This window comes from Cupriavidus sp. 05L411 (assembly GCF_056398045.1).
In genome coordinates this window covers 311,044-323,927 of record NZ_JBFTOQ010000001.1, presented here as the reverse complement: position 1 = coordinate 323,927, position 12,884 = coordinate 311,044, and the positions used below count along the sequence as shown (strand labels likewise).

Genomic DNA, 12,884 nt, shown 5'->3' with positions numbered 1-12,884 from the left:
ACGTTCGCCGTCTATCGCCTGCCGCCGGATGACCCCACCGGGGTTGGGCTCAGGCAACCGTCAGCAACCTGTCCAGATTGCCCTTGTCCGCCAGCAGCTCCGCGCTGGTCGACTCAAACACTACTTTGCCGCGATCGAGCACCATCGCGCGCCGCGTCATGCCAAGCGCCAGGCGAGCGTGCTGCTCCACCACGATCACAGCCATGCCGCCTTCCTCGATCAAGCGGCGGATCACATGCTGCAATTCCTGAACAATGATAGGCGCCAATCCCTCCATCGGCTCGTCGAGTAATAGCAGGGCCGGGTTTACCATGAGCGCCCGGCCAATTGCCAGCATCTGCTGCTCTCCCCCCGACAACTGGTTGCCCAGGTTTGCGCGCCGTTCCTGCAGCCGGGGAAAGACTTCGTAGACCCGAGCGACATTCCAGTGGCCCGGACGTGCCACCGCCGTCAGGTGTTCCTCCACGGTCAGGGACGGGAACATGCAGCGCTCCTGCGGCACCCATCCCAGGCCGGCGGCGGCGCGCTGATGCGCCACCAGCCGCGCCAGGTCGCGCCCGCGCCAGGACAGGCTGCCGCGCCGCTGCCGGGTCAGGCCCATCAACGTCATCAGCAGCGTGCTCTTGCCCACCCCGTTGCGGCCCAGCAAGGCCAGGCTCTCGCCGGCATCCAGCGCCAGGTCGATGCCGTCGAGCACGACGGCGTCGCCATAGCCCGCACTCAGCCCCTGCACCCGCAGCAGTTCAGTCATGGGCGGCCTCCCCGAGGTATACCTCCCTGACGCGGGGATCGGCGCCGATCTCGGCCGGCGTGCCCTCGGTCAGCACGCGGCCACCCACCAGCACCGTAATGCGCTCGGCAAAGCGAAATACCAGGTCCATGTCGTGCTCGATAAACAGGATGGTGATGTCGCGCGGCAAGCTGGCGATCACGCCGAACAGCTCTGCGCTCTCCCCGGCCGGGATGCCCGCCGCGGGTTCGTCCAGCAGCAGGATGGAGGGCCGGGTGGCCAGCGCCAGCGCGATTTCCACCAGACGCTGCTTGCCGTATGGCAGGCTGCGCGTCTCGGTATCGGCCTCGGCGTGCAGGCGCAGGCCGGCCAGCACCGCCATGGCCTCGTCGGCCAGTGCCCGCTGCGAAGCCACGGTGCGATGCCAGATCCGGGTGGCACCGCTGCGCTCGGCCACCGCCAGCACCACGGATTCGAGCACCGTCAGGCCGGGGAACAAGGTGTTGATCTGGAAGGTCCGGGTCATGCCGCGCCGCACCCGTGCGTGCTGGGGCAATTGCGTGATATCTTCGTCGCCCAGCCAGATTCTCCCGCTGCTGGCCGGCAAGGCGCCGGTGAGCAGGTTGATGAAGGTAGTCTTGCCAGCGCCGTTAGGCCCGATCAGCGCATGGCGGGCGCCCGGCGGAAACTGCAGGGAGATATCGCTGTTGGCGGCAAACCCGCCCCAGGACCTGGACAATCCCTCGGTACGCAGCAACCTGGTCATGGCCGCCCTCCTCCCGGCTTGCGGCGCATGGCACGGCGCAAGGCATCCAGCGCGCCCATCAGCCCGCCACGCGCAAACAGCACGATCACCACCAGCAGCAGGCCAATCCAGAACTGCCAGTACACCGGGTTGATGCCCGCCAGCACATCCTGCGCGACCATGAAGACGGCCGCCCCGAGCAGTGCGCCGTACAAGCGGCCCGCGCCACCCAGCACCAGCATCACCAGCAGTTCCGCCGAGCGCGGGAAGCCAAGCACGTCCATGCCGACGAACTGCGTCGTCTGCGCCAGCAGCCCACCGGCCACGCCGGCCAGCGCCGCCGCCACGGCGAACACCGCGCCCAGGCGGCGCGGCACGTCGACACCCAGCGCCGGCATGCGGCGCACGCCCTCGCGCATGCCGCGCAGCGACAGCCCGAAGGGGGAAGCCACCAGCCTGCGCACCAGCACGAACAACAGGAACGTCACCACCAGGCTGTAAAGGTAGGCGGTCTTGCCAAACAGGTCGAACTCGAACAACCCGAGCAACGGCGTCATGGTGACGCCCGACAAGCCATCCACGCCGCCGGTCAGGAAGGCCGCCTTGTTGGCCGCCTCAAACAGCATCAACCCGATGCCCAGCGTGACCATGAGCCGGGTCAGGTCGCCGCCGCGCACCACCAGGAAACTCGCCAGCCAACCCACCAGGCCAGCCACCGCGCCGGCCGCAAGCAGGCCCGAAACCGGCTCGCCCCAGCCATGCGCGGCCAGCAGCCCGGCGGTGTAGGCGCCCAGGCCGAAGAAGGCCGCATGCCCTAGCGAGACAATCCCGGCGTAGCCCAGCAGCAAGTCCAACGACAGCGCGAAGAGCCCGGTGATCAGCACCTGGCTGCCAAGGATCAGGTAGCCGGGCAGCAGGAAGAACACCGCTACCGGCACCAGCCAGAACACGATCTCGCCAACGCGCCAGCGCCCGTCGGGCAGATGGGTGCACCGCTCGATCGCACGATTCGGTACCTCGTCAACGGCGCTCATGCCCGCCTCCCATAGAGACCGGCCGGGAACAGCACCAGCAGCAGCACCATCAGCGCATAGATGACAAAGGCGCCTACCGCCGGCACGTAATACTTGCCGGCCACATCGGCCACGCCCAGCAGCAGCGCCGCCACCAGCGGGCCGCGGATGGTGCCCGCGCCGCCCACCGCCACCACCAGCAGGAAATACACCATGTACTTGAGCGGGAACGACGGATCGAGCCCCAGCACGTCGATGCCCAGCCCGCCGCCCAGCCCGGCCAGCCCGGACCCAAGCGCGAAGGTCAGGCTGAACACCCGCTCCACATTGATGCCCAGGCCGCGCGCCGCTTGCTGGTTGTCCACCGCCGCGCGCACCTGCGCGCCAAAGCGCGTGCGCGCCACCAGCCAGCCCAGCGCCACGGTGATGACCACCACCACGCCGATCAGGAACAGGCGATAGGCCCCAAGGTCCAGGCCCGCCAGACGCACCTGGCCGAGCAGGAAGTCGGGCAGCGCCACCGGCTGCTGGCCCGGCCCGAACACGTAGGTGGCCCCCGCGATCGCCATGAAGGTCAGCCCGATCGAGAACAGCACCTGGTCGAGATGGCTGGCGCGGTACAGGCGCCGGTACAGGGTGCGCTCCAGCACCCAGCCCACCGCCGCGGCCCCCGCGAAGGCTAGCGGCAGCGTCGCCAGGAAGGGCACGCCGGCCCGGGTCATCAGCACCACCGCCACGTAGCCGCCTAGCATGGCGAACGCGCCGTGGGCCAGGTTGACAAAATTCATCAGGCCCATGGTCACCGACAGCCCTACGCTGATCAGGAACAGCAGGCAGCCATAGGCCAGCCCGTCGAACAGCACGCCGAGGAAACTGGCGATCATCGCCGGCCCTCCCCCGGCCACGGTGGCGGGCAACCAAGCTTTGTCATGACATCTCCTGTATGGCAATCGGGACGGGCACTCAATGGCCCTCGAAGGTGGTGAATGGCAGCCCGACATAGTTTTCCGCGAGAACCGCGGCGGCGGCGGGCGAAGCGGCAACGTATTCCAGCTCGGCTTGCTGCAGCCGCGCCATGAACGGCGCCTGGTCGGGAAAGCGATGCAGCAACGCGGTCATCCACCAGGAAAAATGCTCGGCGCGCCAGACCCGCCGCAGGCACGTGGCGGAGTATGCCGCCAGCAGGTCGTCGCGGCGCTCGCCATAGTGCGCAGCCAACGCGCGCGCCAGCGTGCGCACGTCGGCCACGGCCAGGTTCATGCCCTTGGCGCCGGTGGGTGGCACGATATGAGCGGCATCGCCGGCCAGGAACAGCCGGCCGTATTGCATGGGCTCCACCACGTGGCTGCGCATGGGCGTTACGCCCTTCTGCAGCACGGGGCCCTCGTTGAGCCGCCAGCCGTCGCCGGTCTCCAGGCGGGCGTGCAGTTCCTGCCAGATCCGTGCGTCGGGCCACTGGGCGAGATCCTCGTCGGGGCGGCATTGCAGGTAGAGCCGCGTGATCTGCGGCGAGCGCATCGAAAACAGCGCGAAGCCGCGCGCATGGCTGGCGTAGATCAGTTCCTGCGCGGCGGGCGCGGCCTCGGCCAGGATGCCCAGCCACGCAAACGGATAGCGCCGCTCGAACACCTGCAGCGCAGCCGGCGGAATTGCCTCGCGCGAGACCCCATGAAAGCCATCGCAGCCGGCGATGAAATCGCAATGCAGCGTGTGGCGCTTGCCGCCGTGGGTGAACGTGACGCTGGGCTTGCTGCTGTCAACGCCATGCAGGGCCACGCCGCTGGCCTCGAACAAGATGGGCGCGCCATCTGCCAGGCGCGCGGCGATCAGGTCCTTGACCACTTCGTGCTGGCCATACACGGTAATGGCGCGGCCGCCGGTTGGCCCGGACAGGTCGATGTGATGCCGGACCCCGTCGAACAACAGGTCGATGCCATGGTGGCGCAGGCCCTGGCGCTGCAGGCGCTCGCCCACGCCGGATGCCACCAGCAGGTCGACGGTCCCCTGCTCCAGCACGCCCGCCCGGATGCGTCCTTCCACGTGCGGGCGGCTGCGGTCCTCGATGACCACGGCATCGACGCCGGCACGGCGCAGCAGATGGCCCAGCAGCAGGCCTGCCGGCCCGGCGCCGATGATCGCGACCTGGGTGCGCATCGTGGTCTCCCGCCTCCCGTTTTTCGTTGCCGGCCTGGCCCGCCGGATGGGCCGTGGCGCCAGCGCCCGGCCTCTGGTGCAGGGCATTGTCAGACGGGCCACTTCATTTTGCAATCGGGGGTTCTTGCGATACGGCGCATGCGGCTGCCAGGAATGCGGCCCCGCTCAGGGCGGGAGGATTGCTACATACGCCAGGCCAGCGGACAGCGCCAGGCACAGCGGGGAATAGACCCGCGTATCCAGCCAGGCGAACGAAGAGTCGCTGATGCGCTTGAAGAAGCCAACCAGCCGGAAATCACCCACCGCCCTGGCCAGCATGGCCAGCGCGACCAGGCCGATGGCCCATTGCAGGACTGGCCCGGTGCAAGGCGCCGTGGCCAGCCCGGCACGCGCCGCCACCATCAAGGCCACCGCCGCCAGACCAATGCCCACCAGCAGCGTGCCCGTGCGCGAGGGCGTAAAGGCGGGCACCATCGCGCTCGCCGTTGCCGGTGGCGTAATGTCGCCGGCGGCTACCTTGCGGGGCACACGGGGAACGGCGGCATCCTTTGCCAGGCGCCCGCCCAGCGCCCAGTAAACATGCACGCCGGCAAGCAAGAGGTAGGTGCAGGCGACCAGCAGAGCGACCATGGCGGCAGGTTTCCTATCTGTGAGAATATGATACGGATCGGGGCAACAGCTTAAGCCAGCCGGGCCGCTGCGCGGTGCGCAGTGACTAAATGCCGCAGCCCCGGCCGCCAGGTTCCAGGCCCAGCAGCAAGGAGATCGTCATGTCATCCGATAGACGCCGTTTTCTTGGCCACGGCGCGCGCCTCGCCGCCGCACTTAGCCTGCCCTGTGGCACCTGGCCCGCCAACACGCTCGCGGCGCCGCCCGCTGCCGGGCCATTGCGCAGGGCACTGCCCGGCGGCCACGAAACCCTGCCGGTGATCGGCATGGGCACGGCCGATACCTTCAACGTGGGAACCGAACGCGCCGAACGCGCCCCGCTGGCCGAGGTCCTGGCCTTGCTGCTGCAAACACCCGGCCCGGTGATCGACACCGCGCCCAGCTATGGCAGCGCGCAAGGCGTCACCGGCGACCTGCTGCGGGACGCCAATGCCCGCGGCAAGGTCTTCCTGGCCACCAAGATATCCAGCCCGGCCGGCGGCGCGGCGCAGGCACAATGGACACAGTCGCTGCGCGACCTGCATAGCGATACCGTGGATCTGCTACAGGTCCACAACCTGATCGACTGGCGCGACAACCTGCGCTTTGCACGCCAATTGAAGGACCAGGGCAAAACGCGCTATGTCGGCATCACCCACTACCGCGAGGACGCGCATGAGGCGCTGGCGCAGATCGTGCGTAGCGAACGCCCGGATTTTGTGCAACTGAACTATTCCCTGGCCGAGCGCAATGCCGAGCGCGCGCTGCTGCCGCTGTGCCAGGAGCGCGGCGTGGCCGTGCTCATCAATCGCCCGTTCCAGGACGGGCGCCTGTTCCGCGCCGTGAAGGACCGGCCGCTGCCACCCTGGGCCGGCGAGATCGACTGCGCGTCCTGGGGCCAGATCTTCCTGAAATTCATTGTCAGCCACCCCGCGGTGACGGCGGCGATCCCCGCCACCTCCAAGCCCCGCAACATGCAGGACAACCTTGGCGCGGGCCTTGGGCGTATGCCCGATGCCCGCCAGCGCGAGCGCATTGCCGCGCTGCTGGCCGCCTGAGCCCATCATGGCAAACCCGACAAACTCCGCTGCGCCCAAGCAGGCCACCCGGCACGGGCTTGGTATCCAGCCCGGTGAAGGCAGTGCCGTCGCGGCTGGCTTCCTGTTCTTCTTCTGCCTGTTCGCCAGCTACTTCATGCTGCGCCCGGTGCGCGAGACCATGGGCATCGCTGGCGGCGTGCAAAACCTGCAATGGCTGTTCACCGCCACCTTCGTCGTCATGCTGGTGGCCATCCCGCTCTATGGCTTGTGCAGCGCGCGGCTGCCCCGCCGGCGTTTCGTGCCCTGGGTCTATGCGTTCTTTATTGCCAACCTGCTGGGTTTTGCCGTGGCCACGCGTGGCGCGCCGGACAGCATCTGGCTGGCGCGCGTGTTCTACGTCTGGCTGTCGGTGTTCAACCTGTTCGTGGTGTCGGTGGCGTGGAGCCTGATGGCGGACGTGTTCCGCCCCGGCCAGGCGCGCCGGCTGTTCGGCCTGCTGGCCGCTGGCGCCAGCGCGGGCGGCCTGGCCGGCCCGCTGCTGGGCGGCTGGCTGGCGACGCGCATCGGCCTGACCGGGCTGATGGTGCTGTCGGCCGCGCTGCTCGCGGCCACGCTGCCCGGCGTGGGCTACCTGTTCGGATGGCGCAAGCGCGCCGGCGCAGGCGTGCCGGTGACGGACGATCCGGTGCCGGCGCAAGACCCGGCCCGGCCCATCGGAGGCGGGCTCTGGGCAGGGCTGACGCTGGTGGCGCGGTCCCGTTACCTGCTTGGCATCAGTCTGTTCGTGATCCTGCTGGCCACGGCCAGCACTTTCCTCTACTTCGAGCAGGCCAGGCTGATGGCGCAGACCTTTCCCAGCCGCACGCAGCAGACCCAGGTGTTCAGCGCCATCGATGCCATCGTGCAGGCGCTGACCATCCTGGTGCAGGTGTTCCTGTCGGGGCGCATCGCCAGGCGCTATGGCGTGACTTCCCTGCTCACGGCGGTGCCACTGGCGGTGGCGGCTGGCTTCCTGGTGCTGGCGCTGTGGCCTACCTTCGGCGTGCTGGCCGCCGTGATGATCCTGCGCCGCGTGGGGGAATACGCCTTGCTGCGCCCGGGGCGGGAGATGCTGTTTACCGTGGTGGATGCCGAGACCAAGTACAAGGCGAAGAACGTGATCGACACCGCCGTCTATCGCGCCGGCGATGCCGTCAGTGCCTGGTTCAAGACCGCCATCGACGGGCTTTCCGGCCACCCGGCCGTGGTGGCGTTCACCGGCGCCGCGCTGGCGCTGGGATGGGCGTGGCTGGGATGGTGGCTTGGCCGGCGGCATGAGGGCCAGGCCAGGAACGCGCCGGCGGTGGCCCGCGCCGGCATGACGCCGGTGCCGCGTGATGGCAGCGGCGCTTAGGTGGGCTAGCTGATGCGGGGAGCTACAAACACGATACGCGAATCAGGCTTTGTCCTACACCGCATCCACCGTCACAGTGCGGATAATTGTGACTGTTGTGACGGATTATTTTTTGAGGAGCACTGATGAAACCCGGAATTCCAAGCCTCAAGGCAGCCGCGCTGGCAGCCGCCCTTGCCCTGGGCGGCATTGCCCACGCCCAGCTTGCGCCGCCCCAGCCGCAGCAGCCACAGGGCGAACGGGCCACGGCAACGCCCATGCCGGCCCAGCCTGCGCGCCACAAGAAGCATAAGCACAAGCACCATCACAAGAAGGCGCCGCCGCAGGCCACCCCGGGCGCCGACGCTGCGCCGCCGCCTCCGGCCCCGCAATCGCCCCCGCCGCCGCCGCGCCCCGCCCCCTGATCGGCGTGATCACGGTGGTATTGGCGTTACATCTGCTAACCGCGCCAATATATTCCGCAGACACCTGACCCCTAAGATGACGTCATGGTCAGCCGCCCTCGCTGGCCGTCTCAAGGAGTCAGTCATGCGCAACACCCATCGTGCCACCCGCGTCATTGGCGCGGGCCTCATCGCCGCCGCGCTGCTGGCCGCAGGACCTGCTTCGGCACGCGACCGCTACCACGATGGTGGCTACCATGGCGGTGGCGGTTCCGCCGGCGCGGTAGCGCTGGCCATCGGCGCTTTGGTCGGGCTGGCAGTCGTCGGTACCGCCGTGGCCAGCCAGCCGGTCGTCGTAGCCGCGCCGCCCCAGCCGGCATATGGCCCCCCGCCGGGATACTGCTATCGGGATTACGATCGCGCGTACGTGCCATGCGCGCCGCAGCCGGCGCCCTATTACTACCAGCAGGCGCCGCAGCCGCAATACCAGGGGTACCAGGGGTATCAAGGGTACTGAGCGCGGTTACCGCCAAGCACCGCCGCAATCCCCCATCGTCACCATCTGCCGGATCGCCTGCCCGGTGCGTAGCCGGCCGAAGCCATCATTGATGCCTTCGAGCCCGAGCGTGCCGGTCAGCATACGGTCCACCGGCAGCTTGCCCTGGCGGTATGGCGCGATCTACGCGCGAGGCGCCCGCCGCCAGCGCCCCAGCGCGGCCCGCCTCATCGGCAGCTCGCGCGGCACCACCGGGACCCGGGCCGCAGAGCCCCTTCGCGATGCATCGAATTTTCATTGAATGAAAATTCATAGCCTTTGTTTGACCTTCAAACTAGCTCATGCATAAGATCACCCAAAAAATATTTCATTAAACGAAATGCTGTGGCGCACCCGCGCACACGGCAAAACCACCGGGCACTGCCGTCACGGCGGCGCCTGCGAGGAGACAACGATGCACCGACGTGCCACCCTCCGCCTGGCGGTCATGGCCTGCGCCGCCCTGTGCGCCCAGCTCGCGCTGCCGGTGCGGGCAGCGGACAACTACCCCACCAAGCCGCTGCGGCTGGTGGTGCCTTTCACCCCCGGCGGCACCACCGACATCCTCGCGCGCCTGATGGCGCAGAAACTGGGCGAGGCGCTGGGACAAACCGTGGTTGTGGACAACCGGCCCGGCGCCGGCGGCAACATCGGCGCCGAAGCCGTGGCCAAGGCCGCCCCGGACGGCTACACGCTGCTGATGGGCACGCTAGGCACCCAGGTCACCAACCAGTTTCTCTACGCGCGCATGCCGTATGACTCGGCCAAGGACTTCGCGCCGGTGACGCTGGTCGCCAACTCGCCCAACGTGCTGCTGACCAATGCCACGCTGCCGGTCAAATCCGTGGCCGAACTGATCGCGCTGGCCAGGCAGCGGCCGGGCAGCCTCAACTACGCCTCCACCAGTACCGGCGGCTCGCCGCACCTGTCTGGCGAATTGCTCGACAGCATGGCCGGCGTGAAGATGCAGCACGTGCCATACAAGGGCGCGGCGCCCGCCATGACCGACCTGTTGGCCGGACAGGTGAACCTTATGTTCGACAACCTGCCCTCGGCGCTGGCGCAAATCCAGGCCGGCAAGGTGCGCGCGCTGGCGGTAACCAGCCCGCAGCGCTCGCCCATCCTGCCGGATGCGCCCACCGTGGCGGAATCCGGCCTGCCCGGCTACGTGGTGAACTCGTGGTTCGGCCTGCTGGCCCCGGCCGGCACGCCACCCGCGCTGGTGGCGCGCCTGCAGCAAACGGTGGCCAAGGTGCTGGCCACGCCCGAGGTCAAGCAGCGCATCGAGCAGCTTGGCGCGGTGCCCGGCGGCGACTCACCCGCCGCCTTCGCCGCGGTGATCCGCGCCGATACCGAGAAATGGGCGCGCGTGATCAAGAGCGCAGGCATCCAGGCCCAGTAGGCCCAGGATTCCACGTAAAACAACAAACCAAGGATCCCGTCATGGCAACCAAGACCCTGCGCATTGGCTCAGGCTCCGGCTGGTGGGGCGACCGCGTCGAACCCGCGGCCCTGAGCGCGCAGCACGGCAAGCTCGATTTCCTCTGCTTCGAAACCATGGCCGAGGCCACCATCTGCGCCGCGCAGGTGCGAAAACGCCGCGACCCCGCCTTCGAAGGCTACGACACCTATCTCGACGAGCGCATGCGCGCCGTGCTGCCGCACTGCATCGCCAACGGCACGCGCATCGTCAGCAACCAGGGCTGGATCAATCCGCTGGGCGCGGCGCGGCGCATCGCGCAGCTGTGCGCAGAGCTCGGCCTGCCCGGCGTGAAGATCGCGGCGATCACCACCACCGACCTGACCGGCACCATCTGCGACCAGCCGCTGGAGATCCTGGAGACCGGCGCGCCCATCGCCACCCTGCACGGCTCGCTGATCTCGGCCGAGCCGTATGAGGGCGCGGAGCCGATCGTGCGCGCGCTGCAAGCCGGTGCGCAGATCGTGGTGACGGGCCGCGTGGCCGATCCCTCGCTGTTTCTCGCGCCGATGATGCATGCGTTCGGATGGCAGCCTGAAGATACCGAGTTGCTCGCGCGCGGCAGCGCCATCGGCCATTTGCTGGAATGCGGCGCGCAGGTGACGGGCGGCTATTTTGGCGACCCGGGCTACAAGGACGTGCCCGAGCCGTGGAACCTGGCCTTCCCGATTGCCGAGGTGGACGCGAGCGGCACGGCCGTGATTTCCAAGGTGGCAGGCACCGGCGGCCGCATCGACCTGCAGACCGTCAAGGAGCAGATGTTCTACGAGGTGCACGACCCGCGCCGCTACATCACGCCGGACGTGGTGGTGGATTTCACCACGGCGCAACTGGAGCAGGTTGCGCCCGACCAGGTGCGCATGAGCGGCATCAGCGGATCGCCGCGCACGCCCACGCTCAAGGTCTCGCTTGGCTGCACGGAGGGTTTTATCGGCGAGGACATGTTCTTCTACGCCGGCCCCGGATGCCTGGAAAAGGCGCGGCTGGCCAAGACCATCCTGACGCACCGGTTCCAGCTGGCCGGGCTGGACGCGCAAGCGCTGCGCATCGACTTCCTAGGCGTCAACGCTATCCACGGCGAGGCCTCCCCGGCGCCGGCCTGCGAGCCCAACGAGATTGCCGTGCGCGTGGCCGCGCGCACCCTCACCCGCGAGCAAGCCGCCAAGGTCGGCCGCGAGATCGACAGCATGGCCGTGTGCGGCCTGGCCTCCACCGGCAAGCGCGTGCCGCACCAGGAGCGCACGCGCGAGATCATCGGCGTGTGGTCGGCCCTGGTGCCGCGCGCGCAGGTCAGTTCCGAGATCCATTTCCTTTGATCCGTTTCCTTTGATCCGCTGCGAGGCACATCCCATGAAAGTTCTGCTAAGGCGCGTGGCGCATACCCGGTCCGGCGACAAGGGCGATATTTCGAACACCTCGGTGATCGCCTACGACGCCGCGTTCTACCCGTATCTCAAGGCGCAGCTCACCGCCCAAGCCTTCAAGAGCCTGTATGGCGGCGTGGTCACCGGCGAGGTCGAGCGCTTCGAAGCCGACGGCTTGCAGGTGCTCAACTTCGTCGCGCATGGCGCACTAGGGGGCGGCGTGTCGCGCAGCCTGGCGCTGGACAACTACGGCAAGGCGCTGGCCAGCGCGGTGCTGCGCTTCGAGGTGGAGGTGCCGCAGGCCTTGGCCCCGTTGTTGCGCGGGCCGGCGTAGGCAGGCCTCTCCGGCTGGGTTCCTTGAAAAGCTTGCGATCCGCAACTATTATGGTTGCGATACGCAACCAATGGAGCCGCCATGGATATCGTCGAGCCCCTGCCCGAGCCGCGTGATGCCACGATCGCCGCGCTCAGGGTGTTCTCCAGAAAGCTGGTCCGCGAGCTCGGCTTCATGCGGACCACGCTGGCCGATAGCCAGCTTGCGCCCTCGGCGGTGCACGCCATCATCGAGATCGGACTGGCGCCGGGGCTGCAGGCGCGCGATCTGGCCAGTATCCTGCGCCTTGACAAGTCCAATACAAGCCGGCAACTCGCCAAGCTCGAATCGTTGGGTCTGGTCGTACGCACGGCCGCGACCGATGATGCGCGCGCATCCCACCTGACCCTGACCGACGCCGGCAGGCACTTGCACCACCAGATCGACGGCTTTGCCACGGAACAGGTCTCCAGCGCATTGCGGCGGCTGACCCCGGCCGACCAGCAAGCGCTGGTCCGGTCCCTGTCGATCTATGCGGATGCGCTTGCTGCGGACAATGCGCACAAGACCACCGGGGACGATGCCGGCGTGGGCAGCGGGATCCAGGAAGGCTACCGCCCGGGCTGCATCGGCGACATCGCCAGCCTGCATGCCCGCTTCTATTCGCAACTGGTGGGCTTCGGCAGCTTCTTTGAAAACAAGGTGGCCACCGAGCTGGCTGGTTTCGCGGCCAGCCTGCCATCGCCGGACAGGCAACTGTGGCTGTGCCTGGAAGGCGGCCGGTCGCTGGCCAGCGTCGCTATCGATGGCGAACCGGGCGGGCTCGCCCACCTGCGCTGGTTTATCGTCGACCGCGCCTTGCGCGGCACCGGCGTCGGACGCCAGTTGCTGGAACGCGCGCTGGATTTCGCGGATGCGCGCTACAGGCAAACCTACCTGTGGACGTTCAAGGGACTCGACGCGGCGCGCCATCTCTATGAGTCCCACGGGTTTCAACTTGTGCAGGAGGCGCCGGGCGAGCAATGGGGGGCTGCCGTGACGGAGCAACGCTTTGTGCGCAATGCCGCCAAGGGATGAGCTTGATGT

The 12,884-nt window shown here is 68.2% G+C and carries 14 protein-coding genes and 1 pseudogene; 8 read left to right on the top strand and 7 right to left on the bottom strand.

What is annotated here, in order from left to right; all coding sequences use genetic code 11:
* Positions 1-49: 49 nt before the first annotated feature.
* The 7 genes and pseudogenes from AC1DQR_RS01550 to AC1DQR_RS01520 form a co-directional block, all read right to left on the bottom strand.
* Positions 50-751 (bottom strand): ABC transporter ATP-binding protein, encoded by a 702-nt coding sequence (locus tag AC1DQR_RS01550; protein ID WP_416052477.1) that lies wholly within the window; start codon positions 749-751, stop codon positions 50-52.
* A complete protein-coding gene (locus tag AC1DQR_RS01545; RefSeq protein WP_416053253.1) occupies positions 744-827 on the bottom strand; it encodes an ABC transporter ATP-binding protein C-terminal domain-containing protein in 84 nt (27 codons plus the stop codon). The genes AC1DQR_RS01550 and AC1DQR_RS01545 overlap by 8 nt, the downstream gene beginning before the upstream one ends.
* Before the next feature lie 156 nt (positions 828-983).
* Positions 984-1,496, bottom strand: a pseudogene (locus AC1DQR_RS01540) (ABC transporter ATP-binding protein); the annotation flags it as partial.
* The gene (locus AC1DQR_RS01535) at positions 1,493-2,509 is read right to left on the bottom strand and encodes a branched-chain amino acid ABC transporter permease (RefSeq protein WP_477132383.1); all 1,017 of its coding nucleotides are present in this window, start codon (positions 2,507-2,509) and stop codon (positions 1,493-1,495) included. The pseudogene AC1DQR_RS01540 and the gene AC1DQR_RS01535, both read right to left, overlap by 4 nt.
* Entirely contained in the window at positions 2,506-3,372 is an 867-nt protein-coding gene (locus AC1DQR_RS01530; protein ID WP_477132382.1) for a branched-chain amino acid ABC transporter permease, read from the bottom strand. The genes AC1DQR_RS01535 and AC1DQR_RS01530 overlap by 4 nt, the downstream gene beginning before the upstream one ends.
* Positions 3,373-3,451: 79 nt before the next feature.
* On the bottom strand, positions 3,452-4,642 hold the full coding sequence (gene pobA / locus AC1DQR_RS01525; RefSeq protein WP_477132381.1) for a 4-hydroxybenzoate 3-monooxygenase: 1,191 nt from the start codon (positions 4,640-4,642) through the stop codon (positions 3,452-3,454).
* 165 nt (positions 4,643-4,807) lie between these two features.
* Positions 4,808-5,272: a DUF3995 domain-containing protein gene (locus AC1DQR_RS01520; protein ID WP_477132380.1), complete on the bottom strand. Its 465-nt coding sequence runs from the start codon at positions 5,270-5,272 to the stop codon at positions 4,808-4,810.
* Between the two features lie 140 nt (positions 5,273-5,412).
* On the opposite strand from AC1DQR_RS01520, the gene AC1DQR_RS01515 reads away from it, so the two are divergent.
* From AC1DQR_RS01515 to AC1DQR_RS01480, 8 genes are all read left to right on the top strand, one after another.
* On the top strand, positions 5,413-6,348 hold the full coding sequence (locus AC1DQR_RS01515) for an aldo/keto reductase (RefSeq protein WP_477132379.1): 936 nt from the start codon (positions 5,413-5,415) through the stop codon (positions 6,346-6,348).
* 7 nt (positions 6,349-6,355) lie between these two features.
* Positions 6,356-7,723 (top strand): NTP/NDP exchange transporter, encoded by a 1,368-nt coding sequence (locus tag AC1DQR_RS01510; protein ID WP_477132378.1) that lies wholly within the window; start codon positions 6,356-6,358, stop codon positions 7,721-7,723.
* Positions 7,724-7,848: 125 nt separating this feature from the next.
* On the top strand, positions 7,849-8,127 hold the full coding sequence (locus tag AC1DQR_RS01505) for a hypothetical protein (protein ID WP_416052470.1): 279 nt from the start codon (positions 7,849-7,851) through the stop codon (positions 8,125-8,127).
* 124 nt (positions 8,128-8,251) lie between these two features.
* Complete coding sequence (locus AC1DQR_RS01500) at positions 8,252-8,623, top strand: mechanosensitive ion channel protein MscS (protein ID WP_318234859.1); 372 nt, start codon at positions 8,252-8,254, stop codon at positions 8,621-8,623.
* Positions 8,624-9,056: 433 nt separating this feature from the next.
* Complete coding sequence (locus AC1DQR_RS01495; RefSeq protein ID WP_477132377.1) at positions 9,057-10,043, top strand: Bug family tripartite tricarboxylate transporter substrate binding protein; 987 nt, start codon at positions 9,057-9,059, stop codon at positions 10,041-10,043.
* Positions 10,044-10,084: 41 nt separating this feature from the next.
* Positions 10,085-11,437 carry an acyclic terpene utilization AtuA family protein gene (locus AC1DQR_RS01490; protein ID WP_477132376.1) on the top strand — a complete coding sequence of 451 codons (1,353 nt, stop codon included), beginning with the start codon at positions 10,085-10,087 and terminating at the stop codon, positions 11,435-11,437.
* Positions 11,438-11,471: 34 nt separating this feature from the next.
* Positions 11,472-11,819, top strand: a complete 348-nt coding sequence (locus AC1DQR_RS01485) for an AtuA-related protein (protein WP_416052467.1) — start codon at positions 11,472-11,474, stop codon at positions 11,817-11,819.
* An 81-nt stretch (positions 11,820-11,900) separates the two neighbouring features.
* Positions 11,901-12,875 (top strand): bifunctional helix-turn-helix transcriptional regulator/GNAT family N-acetyltransferase, encoded by a 975-nt coding sequence (locus AC1DQR_RS01480; protein ID WP_477132375.1) that lies wholly within the window; start codon positions 11,901-11,903, stop codon positions 12,873-12,875.
* Positions 12,876-12,884 lie beyond the last annotated feature (9 nt).

Coding starts and splice junctions, on each gene's coding strand:
- AC1DQR_RS01500 (WP_318234859.1), top strand. CDS start 8,252: ATGCGCAACACCCATCGTGCCACCCGCGTCATTGGCGCGGGCCTCATC.
- AC1DQR_RS01490 (WP_477132376.1), top strand. CDS start 10,085: ATGGCAACCAAGACCCTGCGCATTGGCTCAGGCTCCGGCTGGTGGGGC.
- AC1DQR_RS01520 (WP_477132380.1), bottom strand. CDS start 5,272: ATGGTCGCTCTGCTGGTCGCCTGCACCTACCTCTTGCTTGCCGGCGTG.
- AC1DQR_RS01485 (WP_416052467.1), top strand. CDS start 11,472: ATGAAAGTTCTGCTAAGGCGCGTGGCGCATACCCGGTCCGGCGACAAG.
- AC1DQR_RS01550 (WP_416052477.1), bottom strand. CDS start 751: ATGACTGAACTGCTGCGGGTGCAGGGGCTGAGTGCGGGCTATGGCGAC.
- AC1DQR_RS01535 (WP_477132383.1), bottom strand. CDS start 2,509: ATGAGCGCCGTTGACGAGGTACCGAATCGTGCGATCGAGCGGTGCACC.
- AC1DQR_RS01505 (WP_416052470.1), top strand. CDS start 7,849: ATGAAACCCGGAATTCCAAGCCTCAAGGCAGCCGCGCTGGCAGCCGCC.
- AC1DQR_RS01515 (WP_477132379.1), top strand. CDS start 5,413: ATGTCATCCGATAGACGCCGTTTTCTTGGCCACGGCGCGCGCCTCGCC.
- AC1DQR_RS01530 (WP_477132382.1), bottom strand. CDS start 3,372: ATGATCGCCAGTTTCCTCGGCGTGCTGTTCGACGGGCTGGCCTATGGC.
- AC1DQR_RS01495 (WP_477132377.1), top strand. CDS start 9,057: ATGCACCGACGTGCCACCCTCCGCCTGGCGGTCATGGCCTGCGCCGCC.
- AC1DQR_RS01510 (WP_477132378.1), top strand. CDS start 6,356: ATGGCAAACCCGACAAACTCCGCTGCGCCCAAGCAGGCCACCCGGCAC.
- pobA (WP_477132381.1), bottom strand. CDS start 4,642: ATGCGCACCCAGGTCGCGATCATCGGCGCCGGGCCGGCAGGCCTGCTG.
- AC1DQR_RS01480 (WP_477132375.1), top strand. CDS start 11,901: ATGGATATCGTCGAGCCCCTGCCCGAGCCGCGTGATGCCACGATCGCC.